Origin of the sequence: Myroides oncorhynchi, assembly GCF_020905415.1 — a bacterium.
GTDB lineage: Bacteria > Bacteroidota > Bacteroidia > Flavobacteriales > Flavobacteriaceae > Flavobacterium > Flavobacterium oncorhynchi_A.
The window spans coordinates 3961650-3980485 of the sequence record NZ_JAJJMP010000001.1 but is presented as its reverse complement, the minus strand read 5'-3'; the positions used below and the strand labels follow the sequence as shown (position 1 = coordinate 3980485).

Sequence of the window (18836 nt, the reverse complement as noted above, 5' to 3'; positions counted from 1 at the left end):
TTGGTGTGTTTAGAGGATTAGTCTATTTACATTTATTGTTATATTTGAACATCAGTAATAAACAGTATGACAGATACAGAACTTTATCAGCTAGTATTAGCGACAGATATCCACGTTAAGAGTAGGATGAACACATTAGCTGTTATTGGTAGTGGTGAAGAGGTATTGCAGTTTCTACTTAAGTATAGCTTTGAGATTAAAGATCCTATTCATGTCATGAGTAGCGTACTTCTACAGGATATTTTAGATAAGGATATAACTAGAATTAAGCCCTACTTAGCTACTTTCTTAGATAGAGTAGAGGATATTACTAATGAATCTAGTAAGCGATTAATAAGCCGTATTTGTTGGTTAGTTGCCAAGAGTAAGAAGGTCGTGAGAACTTCTAAACAAGAGAGGCAACTAGTAGATGTGTCACTGCTATGGTTATCTAATGACTCTAAGGTTGCAACAGAGGCTTTTGCTATGGATATTTTGATGCTACTAGGGAAGAAGTATAGAGAAGATATTCTATTAATAAGCGAGGTGATAGAAGTCAATTATCCACATAGAACTGCTGCTTACCAAGGTAAGGCTAAGAAGTTTATGGTTTATAGTTTACAGTTGACGGTTTAATATTTAATCCGAAATATGTGATGTGTGGGAATAGTTTGAGATAAGTTTCCTCAAAGTCGGGAGACTTTGGAGCGGGATTTTAAGTTTATAGCTGACGGTATTTAATTCAAAATAACATTAAGTACTTATTTGATACCATGTTTCTTTAATAATTTTATCGCCCAATCATAATGACTAGAAGTTGCCGATACTAAATAAGCTCCTAGTGAAGTACTACCAGTCCAAGAGTACTTTTTCTTTTCAAATAATTCTTCGTTGCTATGCTGTCTAATGATAGCAAGTACTGCTAGATGAGATTCGGTGATCTTCTGAATACTATCTATTGCTGTAGTATTTTGGTGTTTTTGATTAATAGCAATGTTTAGTTCCGGAGTAGTCTTCCAAGTATAGCCTTGAGTAGGCATCACAGGTTTAGCTCCACTCATTCCTACTTCATACCAAGTTAGAAACATCTGATGCCAATCGTATAAATGCATAAGTACATCTCTAACATTTTTATTAAGGCTATCAGTACTGAAATCTTCATTTAAACGAGTTGAATCAAGTGAATTGATAGTTGACATCAGCTTGTCAAATAGTGCTTCAGCATGCGTTAATAACGCTTTTTTATTAGTAGGTCTAGCCATAGTTAATGGATTAAGAATGTCGTAAGTCTAATTGTCTTTTTATTTCTATTGCAAGCTCTACGTCAGATACCTTTAGCATATTCGTATTAATGAATATCGAGGTACCATGTGTCTTAAGGTTGGCCTGCATAGATTTGCGTTTAATGATATTCTTTTGTTTAGCGATATATTCCTCAGGATTGTGAACATAGATTAAGACAAATTTCTGACTCTGCATTGTATATAGTTCAACAGATTGAATATCCTTCCAAGGTATTAATCCATTGACAACAGCAGTAGCATTCTCTACTATTCCTTCTTTATTGATTATAATACCAGGCTTATCACTAAATAGTTTAATGAGAAACATAACAGAAGCGTAACCAAAGAATACAATACACAGTATTGCAATAATATAAGTCAATTCGATAGAGCCAAGAACATATTTTCCCTGTCCCTTTAAGCAATTGTAAAAAACAAAAATACCTGCAATAACTAATAAAAGTGAACCGATAAGATAAAGAGCAACCTTTGACTTATTGAAGGCAAAAGTGATTGGTAATGAGTTATTCATATTATTTGATTATTAAGGTGAATTGTTGCATCTCTCTCAATCTGTTTTTTAAAGGGCTTGGTTCAATAATAAAATCATAGCTATGTGTGAAACCAAACTTAAGAGGAAGGACTTCACTGGCTTGATTGCCTTTCTCTACAGCATATAAGATAGATGAGGTGTTAATCTCATTCTTAGTAATATCTATTAATGTATTAGTAACTTCAGTTCCGTATCCTTTACCTTGTTTTGAAGCCTTTAACCATAGGCCAATCTCTACTGACTCGTCATTGATATCACTTAGACCACAACTTCCTATAAACTCATTTGATTCTTTATCTAAGATAACAAGAACTAGAGCAGTACCATTGTTGATTTCAATACGCGAACGTCTGATGTATTCACTTAATAAAGGGCGATTGCCATTTGCGTCAAAACTGAGGTATTTAGTAATTTCAGGTGTTAGGTGAGTGATAAAATCATCTAAGTAGGTATCATTGATAACGATATAAGTTAGACGATCACTTGTCCACTTTTTATCTAGTGATAAGCTATTTCTTTTTTGATCTTTAACCATTTTGATAACCGTAAGGATATCATAGATTAGTCCTTGCTCAATGTCATCACGAGCGATGATTTGCTCTATGGCAGGTTGATATGCACATAAAACCTCTTTGGTGTAAAACCAAGCATGGTCAAATACTTTCTGCATATCCATAGACGCCCATGTTAAAGCATCCTGTTCTCTGTCTTCAAACTCAGGCCATAAAAAAGGAGATTTGTCACTATAACTATCTTGTATAGAACAGATATTAGTAAACTCATCACTATCTCTAAAACGATCCCACTGCGAGCCAATAGCCTTAGCAACTTTTAGTACAATGCGAAGCAACATATCTTGATTATGTGGTGTCTCTGCAAACAATTGAAATAAGCGAATTAAGACAATCGGTGTGACAGTAATCACTCCACCTTGATGTTCGATATTATTCGCAATAGAGAATAGTGCATATCTACTGTTTCTAATATCACTCCCTATCGCTTGATCAAGTAGAGGTGGAAGGTCATCAGCTCGTCCGTTATAGTGAACTAATGATTCCCACGGAATTGTATTAAAGTCGATTTGTTCTAATTCTGTTGTTTTGTCAGGCATAATGTTGTGATAATCTATTGTAAAAAAGTTCAAAAAGCACTATGCCTTTTGAACTTCTTCATTTATTATTTCTTTTTATTGTCTTTGCGGTATTGAAGCATATTAAGAATCTTCTCTTCGCTGATATTTCTTACGAAATCACTGTGGTAAATATACCCAAGTTTCTCAGCTATCTTAATACTTCCATGGTTGTCTTTCTCTACATTGTAGATCAGGTAATCAACAGGAAGGTTTTCGTTCACATACGTTTCTAATGCAGTGATAAGTTCTTGACCATATCCTTTACCAAAAGCCGACTCTTTTAACCAGATTCCAAGTGCTATTGACTCGTTATTTATATCGTGTATACCACAGCATCCGATGAACTCTTTAGTGTCTTTATCTACAGCGACTAATGTGATGTCAGTTCCTTGATCTAAAACACCTAAGCTATAGTCTATAAAACCTTGTGTATCTTCGATTTTTCCAGTAGGTATGAACGGTAAAAACTTAGCTACTGTTGGTGTTAATGCATGAAATATATCTTCTTTAAAGCTATCGTTTACGATAAGGTAAGATAGTCTGTCAGAAGAAAATTGGATATCTCTACTAAATCCCATATTTATAATTATTTATTTTTTTAAAAAATGACAATAGACAAAGTTTTGTTTAGTACTAAAAGGAGTCGTATGATCTTCATAAAAATTTTCTTTTAGAGTAAAAGACTGTTCAAATAGTGTGTTTAAATCTTCAGAATTATATTGAATAATATCTAATCCACTACATTTTAGGGGGCCTTGCTTAGAAAAAGTAGCGATTGCAATTCCTTTATCTACAACTTTGCTAACTAAATCTACATATTGTTTAACTTCTTCTTTATTTAAAAAATGAAACACAGCTCGATCATGCCAAATAGCATATTTCTCAGTGGGTTTAAAGTCAGTTATATTGCTATCTATCCAGGTTACTTGATTTGCTTTATCACCTAATCTCTTCTTAGCGCGTTCTATTGCTGTTTTAGAGATGTCTAATACAGTGATATCTGTATATCCCTCTTCTAGTAAGTGGTCTACTAGATTACTATCTCCACCACCGATATCAATGATTTTAGCATCTTTAGAGACATTGCTATTCAGTATAAGATGAAGCGATTTAATCGGTTTTACTTGTGTCCAACTAACTTGATCTGGTGTTTTTGTTTTGTATACACCTTCCCAATGTTCTTTTATATTCTCCATAACATCTAAATAATACGAATTAACAAAAGTAGTAATTCCTTAATCAAGAAGGAAAACGTATTTAATAAAAAGTGTTTTATTGTTTATCAAGAGCGATAAGCCCATGCTAAACTCAATTATAAATCCTAAGTTAAGTAGAGAATATCAAAACTAATAGAAGTTTATGTCCTAGCAAAATGACAGTATTTTTACGTTGATGATAGGTTTGCAAGAGATATCTTCTCTTGCCGTAGTAATATAATACAAGCAATAAAATAGTAAATATGACAAGAGAAAAACAATCTAATAAGTAACAGGAGAGTGAGGAGGTATTATAGAGATATTGTAGGAGGAGTGAGGTTGTTATATTCTAATTAAGAATTATATACAATTTATACTGGCTTTAAACTCTTCAGATGATAAAGTAAAAAAGTCAGATAAGAAAACTTATCTGACTTAAATGATTAATTGAATTAGTTAGCGTGTATAGTTTTTATATCTTTTAAGAAATACTTAATCTATACTAATGCGTTTTGATTTAAAACTAGTCATATGACATAATTAATAAATTAAACACCTTAATAACAAATATACAATAAATTATAATTGTCATTTGCTTCTAGATAATTTAGATTCATTATTAGTTATTGTAAAAAAAGGTGTTAAGCATGATAAACACTGGCTTGAGCCTTCTAATCGTATTTTTACAAAAAACAATATATAGAAATATTAGGAGTATATGTCTCATTTATAATAGGATAGAAAAGTGAGTAAAAAAACATTAAAAATTAAGCGTAATTTGTTTTAGTAAAACTTGCAATAATAAAAAACTCGTAGTATGTTTGCATCCGCATTAGAGAAGTAATTATCTAGGCAACGGAGAGGTGCCGGAGTGGTAACGGAGCAGATTGCTAATCTGTCATCGGGTAACCGATGCCAGGGTTCGAGTCCCTGTCTCTCCGCTAAGTTTTTCGGGGTGTAGCGTAGCCCGGTCATCGCGCCTGCTTTGGGAGCAGGAGGTCGCAGGTTCGAATCCTGCCACCCCGACGAAAAAACTTAGTATATTAAAAAAGATGACCTTAATCGGGGTGTAGCGTAGCCCGGTCATCGCGCCTGCTTTGGGAGCAGGAGGTCGCAGGTTCGAATCCTGCCACCCCGACTTATAAAGCATTAAATTGCTACTAAATCCGTAAATATCAATTATTTACGGATTTTTTGTTTTTTAAATATATCAAAATAATCCATAATATAGGATCATGGTCAAAAGGGAGAATCAAAAAGAAATCAATATCTCTTACACCTCTAAACTGAGCTCTGAATGCTTTAATTTTGGCATTAAAAGATTCAGCAGAGGCATTAGTACTTCTATTATCAAAATAGTTAAGAATTGTTTTATAATTGATTTGCATTGTATTGATAACAGTGCCGAATTGTTTTAAATTAATCTTCATAACATCATTGTACCAATGAGCCAGTTTAGTATAAGCTACTTCTTTTACTTATATAAAACCTTGTTTTTTAGCTTCCCTAAGCAATCCATTGTTTTCAGTAACATTAAAGACTTCTTTAAGTAAGACAATATTACGTTGAACAGAGCTAAGGCTCTTGTGAATTAAGGTAGGGATTTCTTGAACCTTGTAACCTTTGTCTAGTAACATTAAGATTTGAATATTGTCTTCTTGTAATAAGATTGTACGTTGGTTCATAGAGATTAAAGCTTGTTGAGCTTTGGCAGACCTATAGATATCTCCTTTTATTGTGTTTTCTATAGCTAGAATTAATTCATTTGTATTTACGTCAGATTTTATTAACAAAGCATGTGGTCTGACTTTTTTATGTATGTTATATACGATAGTGATTTCTTCGTGAGCAGTAATGACTATAGTTTTTAGATGGCTATACTTATTAGTGAAGAATTTAGCTAAGTCTATTCCATTCTCAATATCTTTATGAGGCTTTCCTATATTGTAATCCAGTATTAAGAAATCTACATTTTTTATATTATCTGCAAGTGCTGTCGCCTCTTCTATATTGGTAGCTTCATAGAAAGTGGCTGAGTCATATTTACTCTGGATAATAGCTTTATAGCCATTGATAATCATTGGATGATCATCTATAATAAGAAAATTATAAGGTAACTTCATTTATAAAAATTAACATTTTTGAAGTTTTTCAAGTCATTAGAATAAAAAACTCATTAGTATTTTTGAAAGGATGAAAAATATCGTGTATTAGAATATACCATTTGTCATCGATAGTAAAAGTATAGAAGAAGAATAACAAAATAAAATAATATGAACAAAAAAATTATTTATGCTTGTGCTGCGATTTTGAGTTTAACAATTTACTCATGTAGCGTAGATCCGTTAGAAAAGGAAAGTAAACCATTAAATACTTCTGATTCATTTAAAGGTGGAGAATTTAATGTAGTAAGAGATTCTATTCAGACTAGATCATTTGGACAAGAAATGGAAAGTGCTGATAACATTGATAAATCAGTGGATAAAGGAAAAAAATAGTTTATATATCTAAAGTAATTAATGATGTTACTTCGTTTGTGTATACAATGTCATCAATTTTTTTCGATTATTTTAGTAAGAGGCTATTGCGTTAGATAGCCTCTTTTTTTTCTTTATAAAAGATGAACTAACGTATGGTATCTGATTACTATGTCATTGGGCTAATACCTAATTAGTATCTTAATGTGGGATGTCTATGATATATACAGTTCCTTTTATTGTGGAATTAACACTTATCTTTGCTTGGAGTTGTTTTGCTCTATTACTAATGTTTTTAAGGCCATTACTATTTTTTAATTTAGAGTAGTTAAATCCTACTCCGTCATCGGTAATGGTAATTTTATTATTAGTGTTTGTTTTAGATATAGAAATAATACAATTTTTAGCTTCGGAGTGCTTGATTACATTCTGTATTGTTTCTTGTAAGATTCTATAGATATTTATTTTGTCATCGTAGCTAATCTTATCCCATTTATGATTTTTTGATATGATAAGTTGAAACTTTTGATGTTTCGTAGTGTTCTTAATTACTAATTGTGAAAGGATCTCTGAGAATCCTTGTTGTATAAACTCTTGGTTTTTTAAGTCATGAGAAATTAATCTAACTTGATTTTGTACTTTTTCTATTTCATTTAGTATAATAATATTATTATTATCAGAGTTATTTATTAAACTTAATCGAATAATGAAGAGGGAGTTAATAATCCCATCGTGAAGCTCTTGACTTATTCTCTCTCTCTCTTTAGTCAAAACTTCTTGAGACAGTTGTTCTTGATCTAGTAAGAGTTTGAATATTAACTCTTTATTTTCTTTATCTTGTTTTAAGAATGTATACTTCTTGATTTTGTTGCGATATAGGATAGTAAATAGAATAATAATAGCAAATAATAGAATAATAATTGAAGTGATAAGTAATTTTGAATTTTCTTTTTTTAAACTGATTATATTTTTTTGAAGTCTTTCACTTTCATATTTAATTCTTGCAAATTTGTTTCTTTTGCTTATTTGTAGCTTATTGATGCTGTCATTAAAGGCATAGTAAAGGCTTATATATTTAACGGATTCTTCCTTATTAGTCAAACTTAGTGCTTTTAGACTTTTTAGGATTGTATTACTAGCCTTATGTTTATTAGAATAAGTATATGCTTTTTTATAATATTCGATAGCTTGTAAAGTATCTTTTTGCTTCAGAGCTAGTTCACCTAATCTAAAATTATTAGCAGATATGCTTTGTTTATAGTTTTTATCTTCACTAATAGTTAAAGATTCTAATAGTAGCTTTCGAGCTTCATTAGGATAGGCTAGATTAGTTTTTAATGTACCGAGATTTGTTACTAAAATAGTATATAATTCATTTTTAATTCCTAAATCTAAAAGTATGTTATGTCCGTAAGTTAAATAGGTTTCGGCATTTAAGATTGCTTTTTGATTTAGATAAAGGTTGCCAATATTGTTGTAAGAATGAGCCTTTGACTCCTGAAACTCTTCAATGGATATAAGATTATTATGGTAAAGATCTTCTAAGATGTGAAGAGCTTCGGAGTAATAAAGGAGAGCTTCATTGGGCTGTTGATTTAGATCTAGTATATTACCTAAATTTAAATAAATTTCATATGATAGCTTGTTTTTGGGAATCTTGTCCAATATTTCTAATGTTTCTAGTGCTTCTAATGCTTTATTTTCAGCTTCGTTGTAAAGTCCTTCTCTAAATAAAATGATAGATTTGTACTGTTTCATTTTAGCTACATCTATATTAGAGTTAGTGTTCTGATATATTTGTTCAGCTTTGTCAAAGTATATATAAGCACTGTCTAATTGCATTTTATATTCATGGTAATCTCCAATATACCATAATGATTTAGCAACTAATAAGGAATCATTGTTTTTAGTTGCTATTTGATAGATTTCCTTAGAATATCTAAAATATTGGGTATATAGCTCTAAATTATAAGCTTTAGAAGCGATATCGATTAGTTGTTGAGAGTTCGTGCTTTTTTCTTTAATGCTTTTAAATAAAGAGTCTAGTGTATATTGGTTTTCAGGGAGTGATTTATCATTATACTCTATATTGTCTATTAACTTTTGGTTATTAACGATTTCGACTTTGTGATTTGTTTTTTGACAACCAATAAGCAAGAATAATAGCATTAAAGTACTTAGGTAGATATACTTCATTTTTAAGATATAGAGGTTTAGTTTTGTATACAAAAGTATTGCAATAGTCTAGAGAATAAAAAAGGAATCTTTAGTTTCATTTTCATCTTAGGGTAGTAAAAATAAGGTAAAAAGAATGATAGAACAAGTAGTTTTAGTGATGATTTAACGTAGTGTAGATAATAGTTTATCTTGAAAAAAATGGGATTTATTTAGTTATAGGACCTGGAGATATTTTAATTTTAACATTTATGAAGTTTTAAACTTATACTTTCTTAAAGTATAAATAGGGAATGGATATAAATAAAAATAGAAAACTATATTTGTCTTGTAGATGTGGTTAACGTTTACATTTTTCTTTTAAAAGTGCTGTGAGAAATACTATATAACAAGAAGAATCATACAATGTTTTTTAGCTTCTTTTACTAACTATCTGCTAATTGTTGTTTCCAGATAAAAGGAGTAGATAAGGGTAATGGGCTAACTGTATTGTATATTATAAAGTCACTAAAGACGAAGATGGTAATTGTGGGGACAAATATTGAAATGGATTGTATGGTATACTATTTTAATATAACTATCTAAGTCTACTACCTTATATAGGGAGTGACTTTATTTTTCTTCAAAAAAAAGAAATATTATTTATCTTTTTAATAGGTAGCCTAGAGGCTATACTCTTTACTTATTACTAAATAAGACATCAGCTAGTGCTTTATAATTAATGGTATATTTGTTTCAATCTAAATTTCTTTTAAGCAGAAAGCTACAGATGTGTTGTTTAAAATTAACATTACGCATAGTATTTGGTTGAAGGGGATTTTTGGTTTAGTTTAAAGAGAAAAACCACAATATGTTTTTAGAAGAAATATATCCTCAATATAAGATAGAACGAATAGATGATAGTCAATTACTACCATATCCATTGTTATTGCTGGCAGATGAAACTGTACATGCAATAGATAAATATGTTTTTGATAGTGATGTTTATGTTCTAAAAGAAGGGGGTAATGATCTAGCAGTATTCTGTCTCTATCAAATTGATATAGATACAGTAGAGCTAAAGAATATAGCTGTATCTAGTGATTTTCAAGGTAGGGGAGTGGGGAGTCTTTTGATAAAAAGAATTGTTCAGCTTGCAAGTGCTGAAGGATACCATCAGATAATAGTAGGTACGGCAGATTGTGGAGTGGATCAAATACGGTTTTATGAACGAAATGGCTTTAAAAAGTATGGGATAAAAAAAGATTTTTTTATAGAAAATTATGAGGAGCCTATTATAGAAAACGGAATTCAGCTTCGCGATATGATTATGTTAAAAATAAATATATAAAAAATTATACATTACTTTAATCATAGAAGTACTAATGCATCGGCAGAATCTTTTAATGGGAAAATCAAATACTTCCGCATGATGGATAGAGGCATTATAGATAAAAATTACTTACTTAATTCCCGTTTTTTGAATCTGATTCAATATTTCTTCAACATTCCCCCAACCATGGTCTCCTATAAGTCATTTTTATTGAAGAGTTCTTGAGCCACTCTTGATGAACTTTTGTTGTCTCAAATAAGTTGCTAAGTCCTCAACTTTTGACTAGGATTTAAAAAAAGCCCTTGTTATATCAACAAGGGCTTTTTTTAGTGATCCAATCAGGATTCGAACCTGAGACCTACTGCTTAGAAGGCAGTTGCTCTATCCAGCTGAGCTATTGGACCATTTAATCACTAAAGGATTAAGAAGAATATCACTACGCTATAAATAACATTTGATATTTTAAAAAGAAAAGTCCCTGTTTTAACAAGGACTTTTAGTGATCCAATCAGGATTCGAACCTGAGACCTACTGCTTAGAAGGCAGTTGCTCTATCCAGCTGAGCTATTGGACCATTTTAATCAAAAAGATTAAAAATGTCTCTTTTAGTAAAGCATAATGCTTACTGTTTTTGACGTTGCAAATATATTGCTTTTTATTCTGTTTTTCCAAAGTAAAATAATACTTTTTTAATAAAAAAAGCAAAGCTTTGGAAGTAAGTGTTTTATAGTGAGATAAAAGTGTGTTTAATGGTGTTAAAGCCTATGTTTATTAGGATTATTGTAATTGATTGAAGTCTGTAAAAACTTGTTTAAACGTATGGAATTATAAATAATAAAGACTATTAGAGATAATGTCGTTTATAAATAGACAGATTATGATAGGCATTTTCTGCTTATGACCTTTGAAAAAAGTAGAATATGTATTTGAAAAAGCGAAAATATACTCTCTATAATAAAATAAGTCAACTCACTTCTTTATTAAATAGATGAATATCTTAGATATTTAGAAAAGGTTATAATTTTTAGTGTTTAGATAATTGTTGGATAATAGCCGATTTCGTGAGGATTTACTTGTGAAATAGAATGTTCTGAGTATATAATCTGTACGAATGGGGATAGCATTTAGAATTAAACTCAGAGAATCAGCGTTAGACAAGTAGTTAAAAAGTACTTTATTTTAATAGATTCTCAAAGTTCTTGTCAAATATATTGATGAACGGGTCTATTATGGTACCATCCTTATCCAATATCATTGAGCGTTGTATTTTAGTGATAATCCACTTATTCTTCATTTGGTTGAAGTCATCAGAACGCAGTTCGATAATACCATTAGATGGATATTTCTTAACTATATTAAGCCATTCTCCTTGATCTCCATCGATACATACAGATATAATATCTATATTAGGTATGTCTGCTTTTAATTCAGCTGCTAGTTGATGTGCAGCATCAGCATGAGCCATTCCGTTTTTAGTCCAAAAGAAAACTAGGGTTTTCTTATTGATAATTGAGTTGATGTTTACCTTTTTACTATTAGTGTTTACAAGAGCTACTTCAGGTAGCTTGTTCTCATACTTAAGATTTTGGATAGCTTGCTGTATTTGTATGATTTCATTATGTTGATTTTTATCAGTAGAGAGTTCGAAGTATCTATCTAGAAATAAATCATTATTAGTTAAGTTTTGATCTTCTAACAAATAGATAAACGCAATATTATCAAAGATAGCATTCTTGACCTTATTGTTTTTGATTAAAGTGTCTACTATGTTTAGTTTGTCAATATATTTGTCAAATTTGTTTTCAGGCAAAAGATTCACCTCTGGTTCATTCACTATTGTATTAAGCATTATAGCAAGGTATTTAGTAAATGAAGAATACTTTAATAGACGATCGTCATTAAAGTTTATCTTTTTTCTGAAAGTATAGTAATCCTTTGGAAGTTTCTTTCTAACATCTTCATCTGTTCTTACAAAATGAGCTGTAGGGTATAGTTCTTTTAGTGAATAGAAGTGTAAATCAAGTTTAGCTTTAGCATATAAGTCAAAGTCATCAGACCAACTAATAATTGCTTTATTTCTTAAATAATATGTTGTTCTTGCTGCATGTACAGAATCTATTCTACGTGTAAATTTCTCAGGAGAAACATCAAAGGCACTATATCCTTCACTTTCATCCATAATGTTTCTTACAGTCAGGTTCATTAAAAAATTGTTCTTTTCTGCTCCTCTACCAGAGAAAATAATGGAATGATCAAAATCTTTCGAATTTAATCTAAGCGTAAGACTATCATTTTTATCAAAATAGACATATTGAAACTCGGGGTCATGTTTATATATGTACATTCCAGGAGTTAATGAGTCGAATTTTTTATAAAATTTGTTTTCTTTATCAAGAAATAAAGTATCAATAACTACGTTATCTTTACAGAACAAGACATAATTAGCTGTAGGATTTATTATTTCACCTTGAATATAGGCACTAAAGTCCTTTGGGTCAAAGTTCTTTTGACATGAAATAGTTAAACTAATTATTGGTACTAATAGTAGTAAGGCTTTGTTTTGTAATAATTTTTGCATTAGAATGATAAGTCTATATTTTTAGAACATATAGAGCAAATTTAAGTTTTACCTGTAATTTATGTTGTTAATGATTGGTTAAAGTAAGCTAATATATGGTTTCATTTTATTTATGAGTGTTTCTAATTTTAAAATTAGTAATTTTGTGCCCAAATTAAACAATAGACAATAATGTTAACAGTTTCGAATCTGTCAGTTCAGTTTGGTAAACGAATTTTATTTGACGAAGTTAATGTAACTTTTACTCAAGGTAACTGCTACGGTATTATCGGTGCTAATGGTGCGGGTAAATCTACATTCTTAAAAATATTATCAGGAGATTTTGATCCAACATCAGGTCACGTTTCTCTAGAACCAGGAAAGCGTATGTCAGTTCTTAATCAGAACCACAATATGTTTGACGAATATACAGTACTGGAAACTGTAATGATGGGTAACAAAGATTTGTATGAAGTAAAGAAAGAGATGGATGAGCTTTACTTAAACTATACAGATGAAAATGCTGACCGCATTGGTGAGTTACAAATTCGCTTTGACGAAATGGATGGTTGGAATGCTGAATCAGCTGCAGCTACTTTGTTATCAAACTTAGGTATTTCTGAAGATTTTCATTATACTCCAATGGGAGAGATGGATGCTAAACTAAAGGTACGTGTGTTATTAGCACAAGCTTTGTTTGGTAACCCAGACGTATTGATAATGGATGAGCCTACCAACGACTTGGATTTTGAGACAATCGCTTGGTTAGAGAACTTCTTAGCTCATTATGAAAATACAGTATTAGTTGTATCTCACGACCGTCACTTCTTGGATGCTGTGTGTACTCATGTATCGGATATTGATTATGGTAAAATAAATCACTACTCTGGTAACTATACTTTTTGGTATGAGTCTAGTCAATTAGCGGCAAAACAAAGAGCTCAACAAAACAAGAAAGCAGAAGAGAAAAAAGCTGAGTTGGAAGAGTTTATCCGTCGTTTTAGTGCGAACGTAGCTAAGTCTAAACAGGCTACTTCTCGTAAGAAAATGATTGATAAATTAAAACTAGATGACATTAAACCATCTTCTAGAAGATATCCAGCTATTATCTTTGATCAAGATAGAGAAGCAGGAGATCAAATTTTAAATATAGAAGGGTTATCAGCATCGATAGATGGAGAAGTTCTATTTAAAGATATTAATCTAAATATGGCTAAAGGAGATAAATTAGTTGTGATCTCTAAAGACTCTCGTGCTACTACAGCGTTTTATGAAATCTTAGGAGGGAATAAACAAGCGGATGCAGGTAAAGTAGAGTGGGGTATTACTACTACACAGTCTTATCTGCCAGTAGAGAATCACGATTTCTTTGATAACGATTTGACTTTAGTTGATTGGTTACGTCAATGGGCTAAGACAGAGGAAGAAAGAGATGAAGTTTATGTACGTGGATTCTTAGGTAAGATGATCTTCTCTGGTGAAGAGGCTTTAAAAACAGGACGTGTGTTATCAGGAGGGGAAAAAGTACGTTGTATGCTTTCTCGTATGATGATGATGAGAGCTAATGTATTAATGTTAGACGAACCAACGAATCACTTAGATTTAGAGTCTATTACAGCGTTTAATAACACGTTGAAAAACTTTAAGGGGACAATCTTGTTAACTACACATGACCATGAGTTTGCACAGACTGTAGGTACACGTATATTAGAGTTAACTCCTAATGGTGCTATCGATAGATATATGACTTTCGATGACTACTTAGATGATCCTAAAGTAAAAGAATTAAGAGCGAAGATGTATTCTTAATAGATAAATATTAAAAAAGGCTTTCAAGTAAAATTGAAAGCCTTTTTTAATACAAAATACCTTATTCTATAACTTATGTAGAAGTGTAAAACCCTATTTGTTACCATCGAAACAGTATATAGTTACTAAATGACAAATTTTAAGATTGATTTATTACTCTATAAAATATGAATTGGTATTTTTGTGATAAAGCCTATAGTAAAAGGGAAAAATAAATAAAGAAATATGAAAAAGACATTATTATTACTTAGTGGAGTATTGGCATTATCTGTCGTAAGTTGTAAAACGGCAGGAGAAATTACGACATCAACTCCTGTGGTAGAAAAAAAAGTAGACATGAGTAAAAACTTAGAAGGAGAATGGATATTGAGTTCTATTACCACACCAGCTACAGCTGGTAAAGATCTTAAAACTCTATATTCTATGAAAACACCAAGTTTGAAATTTGAAGTAAAGGATAAAAAAGTTTATGGCAATGATGGATGTAATAATATTCATGGTTCATTTGAGGTAAAAGGTTCTAATGAAATAAAATTAGGTGATAAAATGGCATCAACTATGATGTTTTGTGAAGGAGTAGCTGATAGAGACTTTGTGAATGGATTACAATCTGTAACAAATTATGATGTAGTAGATGGAAAATTACTATTGAGATCAGGAGATATTATTATAATGACTTTCGTTAAGAAATAACATATAAAAATTAAAAGTAGAAAAAGCTTAGTATTAATTTGCTAAGCTTTTTTATTTTGTAATAGATGAAGACTTAGAAGTTATTAGATTATATAAAGTTTGTTAAAAAGTGTATAGTTAGTCTAATAAAGTAAGGATAGAATTTTTAGATAGTGAATATTAGTGTGATTTTAATTGATAATAATGAAATGTATTTACCTTTAAAGGAGAGTATAATTTATTAAATTATGTAATAAGTTAATTTAATATATAATGTTGATGAATTAGTTAATAATTATTTGTTATCATAGTAGTTCCTCGTATAAAAATATATAATTTTGTTGCCGCATGAAGGAATTGTGGGGACTTAGTACTTCATGTGAAGTTATTCCCTTTCCTAATAAATACGTTTGTATTTTAATATATAGGAAAGGGATTTTTTGATTACTAATTTCTATACTACTTATTTTAATTCTAGTTGGTAAAGATTAAGTGTTTCGTCATGAGCCTCTATTATTCTATCAAATGTAAAGCCCAGTCGTTGGATTAGTTTGATAGAGTTATTGTTATCAGGAAGGGTTATTGCACATAAGTTACTGTATTTATTACCTTCAGTGAGTGCCTTTAATAAGCCAGATGTAGCCTCATAAGCATATCCTTTATTCATTTGATTTGGCAAAAAGGCAAAACCAAGGTCACTGTACTCTAGATACTCTCTCTGGATAATAGATATTAGACCTATCGATTTATTATCTTCTTTTTTGCTAACTACCCAGTATTCACAACTTGTGTTGTCTAGTATGTTTTGAATATACTGCTGTGCATCTATAGTGGTATGGATATTCTTATCTCCAATAAATGTTAACCAACCAGGTGTATTAACTAGCTCTAACATAAATGCATTATCGCGATGTGTGATTCTGTTTAGGATTAATCGATCTGTTGTAGGCATTTGTATTATTGTTTAGGATTAAGGAAAGCTAAAATTAAGCTTTTCTTTATTCAAAAAATGAATTTATGTAAATACTAGTATATCTTTTTAAACAAATAAGGCAAAAGGATAGTTAGTATGTCAGGTAAGGAGAGTAATTGCGTATATTAGTAGAAACAACTTTTATTGATAAAGATGAAGATTTTAGTTATTGAAGATGAGAAAGAGCTGCGTGATATAATCAAAAAAACCTTAGAGAAAGAACATTATATAGTAGAAGAAGCAGGCTGCTTTAAAACTGGTATAGAAAAACTCGTAGGCTATGATTATGATTGCGTTCTATTAGATATTATGTTACCTGATGGTAATGGTATAGATCTGTTGAGAGAATTAAAAGAAATGAAGAAGGAAGATTCAGTTATCATCATATCAGCTAAGGATTCGATAGATGATAAAGTTTTAGGACTAGAGTTAGGTGCAGATGATTATCTAACTAAACCTTTTCATTTGTCAGAATTACTAGCTCGTATTAAATCAGTATTGAGACGCAAAAACCAACAGGGGTTTCAGAGTTTAAAATGGAATAATATGGAGATCATTGTTGAGGACAGAACGGTATTAGTAGAAGGAGAGTCAATGGTGCTGAATAATAAAGAATTTGAACTGTTGTATTATTTTGTTGTCAATGCTAATCGCTTAGTTACTAAATCTTCTATTGCAGAACATATTTGGGGAGATAATATGGATGAGGCTGATAGTTATGACTTTGTCTATTCCCAAGTGAAAAATCTACGTAAAAAACTAAAGAACCACCTAGCTGATGTTAATATACAGTCTGTATACGGGATGGGATATAAACTGACGAATGAGTAATATGAAACTACATAACTATACGCTTAAGTATCTATCTATCGGTATTATCGTGATACTAACTATTTGGGTAGTGATATTCTATGCTTTTATGACTGAGGAAGTTTATGATAATATAGATGATGGACTTAAAAATACAAAGAATGAAATAGTAAAGAAAGCGTATGATAATCCTGAATTGATTAGTGTTCAGTCTTTTGGTACAAGTGGGTTTCGTATTACCCCATTAGTACCAGGTGATTATTCTAAAAAAAATGTGTTTACCACTGAGATGGTTTATATGGATGTAGATGATAATGATGAACCAGTGCGGATGTTGACCACTACCTTTGTAGATAAGAATGGGGATAACTTCCAGTTAGAAATCCGTACTTCTACTATAGAGGCAGATGATTTACTAGCAGATTTCAGTATATCAGTTCTAATCTTATACTGTATGTTGGTATTAAGTATATTTTTGATTAACTACTTTGTACTGCGTAGAGTGTGGCAATCTTTTTATAGATTGTTAGATAATCTAAAACATTATTCTATTGGAAAAGAAGTAGTAACTACTGAGACGAATACTCCTATACGCGAATTTACAGACTTACAGAAAGAGATAAATAAGATGATAAGTAGGATAGAAGATACTTTTGAACAGCAAAAGATTTTTGTGTCTAATGCGGCTCATGAGTCTCAGACACCTCTCGCTATTATAAGTAATAAACTAGAATTACTAGTAGAAGCAGAAGGATTTAGCGAGGAACAGATGCATCAACTTCAGTCAATTCACCAAAGCCTGAGAAGGCTGATTAGATTAAATAAATCGCTGCTAACCCTTACTAAAATTGAGAATAAGCAATTCGATAATATACAAGATATCAATTTTAATCAAGTGATTAGGGAGATAGTAGAAGATTTTGAAGATATGTTTAGTTATAAATCTATAGAAATCAGTATTTCGGAGCAAGAACAGCCTTTTATAGTAAGTATGGATAAAGGACTTGCGATAACCTTAGTTCAGAACCTTTTAAAGAATGCTTTAGTCCATAATATAGCTAAAGGGGCAGTAGAAATAGAAATTACACTTAATTATTTTACTATAAAGAATTTAGGAGTGTTTAATACTCCATTAGATGAAAATCTCATTTACAATAGGTTTTTTAGAAGTGCAACAAACGAACAGTCTACTGGGTTAGGGCTATCGTTAGTACAAACTATCGTAAAAGTAACGGATACAATATCTCTTAAGTATCATTATGAAGGCAAACATTGTTTTACAATATATCGTACAGGATTTCAACTGTAAAGAATAGCAAAGAGTAATTTTATTAAGCAAAAGGCTTTACTTTATTAAATTAAAGTGAGGTCTTTTTTTATTCCCAATTCTTTCCAGATTCTAGTTATAAGTTTGTCTTGTAAAACAGTAAAAATTTAAACTATGAAAAATATAAAGAGAGTATTCGCAGGGTTATTAATGGTTGTAGCTATGTTAGGTAGCCAATCAATTTTAGCAAAAGATGTAGTAATTACTAAAGCAGAGTTACCACAAAAAGCATCAACTTTTATAGATACTTATTTTAAAGGGAAAGAAATAAGCTTAGTAGAGAAAGATACAGAATTATTATCAATATCATATAAAGTAAGATTTGTAGACAATATAGAAATAGAGTTTGACAAATCAGGAGAATGGGATGAAGTAGATGGTAATAAATCTGTATTGCCTACAGGTTTTATTCTAAAGTCTATAGTGACTTATGTAAATAATAATTATAAAGATATCGCAATCGTGAAGATAGAAAAAGAGTCTAGAAAATATGAAGTAAAACTAAGTAATGGACTTGAATTAGAGTTTTCTAAGGCAGGAGTATTTAAAAGAATAGATCAATAAAATAATATTAAAAAGAA

At 30.7% G+C, this 18836-nt stretch carries 18 protein-coding genes, 5 tRNA genes and 1 pseudogene; 12 read left to right on the top strand and 12 right to left on the bottom strand.

Annotated elements, in window-relative coordinates; translation table 11 throughout:
* Nucleotides 1-66: 66 nt before the first annotated feature.
* Nucleotides 67-615, top strand: coding sequence for a hypothetical protein (locus LNQ81_RS17355; protein ID WP_229948930.1), 549 nt, complete (start codon nucleotides 67-69; stop codon nucleotides 613-615).
* 125 nt (nucleotides 616-740) lie between these two features.
* Here the strand turns inward: LNQ81_RS17355 and LNQ81_RS17350 are convergent, their stop codons facing one another.
* The 5 genes from LNQ81_RS17350 to LNQ81_RS17330 form a co-directional block, all read right to left on the bottom strand.
* Nucleotides 741-1241, bottom strand: coding sequence for a ClbS/DfsB family four-helix bundle protein (locus LNQ81_RS17350; RefSeq protein ID WP_229948928.1), 501 nt, complete (start codon nucleotides 1239-1241; stop codon nucleotides 741-743).
* Between the two features lie 10 nt (nucleotides 1242-1251).
* Nucleotides 1252-1794 carry an STM3941 family protein gene (locus LNQ81_RS17345; protein ID WP_229948926.1) on the bottom strand — a complete coding sequence of 181 codons (543 nt, stop codon included), beginning with the start codon at nucleotides 1792-1794 and terminating at the stop codon, nucleotides 1252-1254.
* A 1-nt stretch (nucleotide 1795) separates the two neighbouring features.
* Nucleotides 1796-2926 (bottom strand): GNAT family N-acetyltransferase, encoded by a 1131-nt coding sequence (locus LNQ81_RS17340; RefSeq protein WP_229948924.1) that lies wholly within the window; start codon nucleotides 2924-2926, stop codon nucleotides 1796-1798.
* A 65-nt stretch (nucleotides 2927-2991) separates the two neighbouring features.
* On the bottom strand, nucleotides 2992-3525 hold the full coding sequence (locus tag LNQ81_RS17335) for a GNAT family N-acetyltransferase (protein WP_229948922.1): 534 nt from the start codon (nucleotides 3523-3525) through the stop codon (nucleotides 2992-2994).
* Nucleotides 3526-3537: 12 nt separating this feature from the next.
* The gene (locus LNQ81_RS17330) at nucleotides 3538-4143 is read right to left on the bottom strand and encodes a class I SAM-dependent methyltransferase (RefSeq protein WP_229948920.1); all 606 of its coding nucleotides are present in this window, start codon (nucleotides 4141-4143) and stop codon (nucleotides 3538-3540) included.
* An 857-nt stretch (nucleotides 4144-5000) separates the two neighbouring features.
* On the opposite strand from LNQ81_RS17330, the gene LNQ81_RS17325 reads away from it, so the two are divergent.
* The 3 genes from LNQ81_RS17325 (at nucleotide 5001) to LNQ81_RS17315 (ending at nucleotide 5281) form a co-directional block, all read left to right on the top strand.
* Nucleotides 5001-5084 (top strand) — tRNA-Ser (locus tag LNQ81_RS17325).
* Nucleotides 5085-5094: 10 nt separating this feature from the next.
* Nucleotides 5095-5169 (top strand) — tRNA-Pro (locus LNQ81_RS17320).
* A gap of 37 nt (nucleotides 5170-5206) precedes the next feature.
* Nucleotides 5207-5281: transfer RNA gene (locus tag LNQ81_RS17315), tRNA-Pro, on the top strand.
* 37 nt (nucleotides 5282-5318) lie between these two features.
* On the opposite strand, the pseudogene LNQ81_RS17310 reads toward LNQ81_RS17315, so the two are convergent.
* Together LNQ81_RS17310 and LNQ81_RS17305 are read right to left on the bottom strand one after the other, a co-directional pair.
* Nucleotides 5319-5603 (bottom strand): annotated as a pseudogene (locus LNQ81_RS17310) (transposase); the annotation flags it as partial.
* Between the two features lie 18 nt (nucleotides 5604-5621).
* Nucleotides 5622-6266 carry a response regulator gene (locus tag LNQ81_RS17305; protein WP_229948917.1) on the bottom strand — a complete coding sequence of 215 codons (645 nt, stop codon included), beginning with the start codon at nucleotides 6264-6266 and terminating at the stop codon, nucleotides 5622-5624.
* 150 nt (nucleotides 6267-6416) lie between these two features.
* On the opposite strand from LNQ81_RS17305, the gene LNQ81_RS17300 reads away from it, so the two are divergent.
* Nucleotides 6417-6641, top strand: coding sequence for a hypothetical protein (locus LNQ81_RS17300; RefSeq protein WP_229948915.1), 225 nt, complete (start codon nucleotides 6417-6419; stop codon nucleotides 6639-6641).
* A 180-nt stretch (nucleotides 6642-6821) separates the two neighbouring features.
* Here the strand turns inward: LNQ81_RS17300 and LNQ81_RS17295 are convergent, their stop codons facing one another.
* A complete protein-coding gene (locus LNQ81_RS17295; RefSeq protein ID WP_229948913.1) occupies nucleotides 6822-8816 on the bottom strand; it encodes a tetratricopeptide repeat-containing sensor histidine kinase in 1995 nt (664 codons plus the stop codon).
* 829 nt (nucleotides 8817-9645) lie between these two features.
* Here LNQ81_RS17295 and LNQ81_RS17290 point away from each other — a divergent pair.
* Together LNQ81_RS17290 and LNQ81_RS17285 are read left to right on the top strand one after the other, a co-directional pair.
* Nucleotides 9646-10125: a GNAT family N-acetyltransferase gene (locus LNQ81_RS17290; RefSeq protein ID WP_229948912.1), complete on the top strand. Its 480-nt coding sequence runs from the start codon at nucleotides 9646-9648 to the stop codon at nucleotides 10123-10125.
* Nucleotides 10126-10128: 3 nt separating this feature from the next.
* Entirely contained in the window at nucleotides 10129-10332 is a 204-nt protein-coding gene (locus LNQ81_RS17285; protein ID WP_336245926.1) for a hypothetical protein, read from the top strand.
* 105 nt (nucleotides 10333-10437) lie between these two features.
* On the opposite strand, the gene LNQ81_RS17280 is transcribed toward LNQ81_RS17285, so the two are convergent.
* The 3 genes from LNQ81_RS17280 to LNQ81_RS17270 form a co-directional block, all read right to left on the bottom strand.
* A tRNA-Arg gene (locus LNQ81_RS17280) sits at nucleotides 10438-10511 on the bottom strand.
* 96 nt (nucleotides 10512-10607) lie between these two features.
* Nucleotides 10608-10681: transfer RNA gene (locus LNQ81_RS17275), tRNA-Arg, on the bottom strand.
* 600 nt (nucleotides 10682-11281) lie between these two features.
* A complete protein-coding gene (locus tag LNQ81_RS17270; RefSeq protein WP_229948910.1) occupies nucleotides 11282-12685 on the bottom strand; it encodes a thioredoxin family protein in 1404 nt (467 codons plus the stop codon).
* A gap of 171 nt (nucleotides 12686-12856) precedes the next feature.
* On the opposite strand from LNQ81_RS17270, the gene LNQ81_RS17265 reads away from it, so the two are divergent.
* On the top strand, nucleotides 12857-14473 hold the full coding sequence (locus tag LNQ81_RS17265) for an ABC-F family ATP-binding cassette domain-containing protein (RefSeq protein ID WP_229948908.1): 1617 nt from the start codon (nucleotides 12857-12859) through the stop codon (nucleotides 14471-14473).
* 225 nt (nucleotides 14474-14698) lie between these two features.
* Nucleotides 14699-15166: an META domain-containing protein gene (locus LNQ81_RS17260; protein WP_229948906.1), complete on the top strand. Its 468-nt coding sequence runs from the start codon at nucleotides 14699-14701 to the stop codon at nucleotides 15164-15166.
* A 442-nt stretch (nucleotides 15167-15608) separates the two neighbouring features.
* Here LNQ81_RS17260 and LNQ81_RS17255 read toward each other — a convergent pair whose 3' ends face one another.
* Nucleotides 15609-16097 (bottom strand): GNAT family N-acetyltransferase, encoded by a 489-nt coding sequence (locus LNQ81_RS17255; RefSeq protein ID WP_229948903.1) that lies wholly within the window; start codon nucleotides 16095-16097, stop codon nucleotides 15609-15611.
* Between the two features lie 174 nt (nucleotides 16098-16271).
* On the opposite strand from LNQ81_RS17255, the gene LNQ81_RS17250 reads away from it, so the two are divergent.
* From LNQ81_RS17250 to LNQ81_RS17240, 3 genes are all read left to right on the top strand, one after another.
* Entirely contained in the window at nucleotides 16272-16949 is a 678-nt protein-coding gene (locus LNQ81_RS17250) for a response regulator transcription factor (protein ID WP_229948900.1), read from the top strand.
* A gap of 1 nt (nucleotide 16950) precedes the next feature.
* The gene (locus LNQ81_RS17245; protein WP_229948899.1) at nucleotides 16951-18237 is read left to right on the top strand and encodes a sensor histidine kinase; all 1287 of its coding nucleotides are present in this window, start codon (nucleotides 16951-16953) and stop codon (nucleotides 18235-18237) included.
* A gap of 132 nt (nucleotides 18238-18369) precedes the next feature.
* Nucleotides 18370-18819, top strand: a complete 450-nt coding sequence (locus LNQ81_RS17240; RefSeq protein ID WP_229948897.1) for a PepSY-like domain-containing protein — start codon at nucleotides 18370-18372, stop codon at nucleotides 18817-18819.
* The last annotated feature ends 17 nt before the right edge of the window (nucleotides 18820-18836 follow it).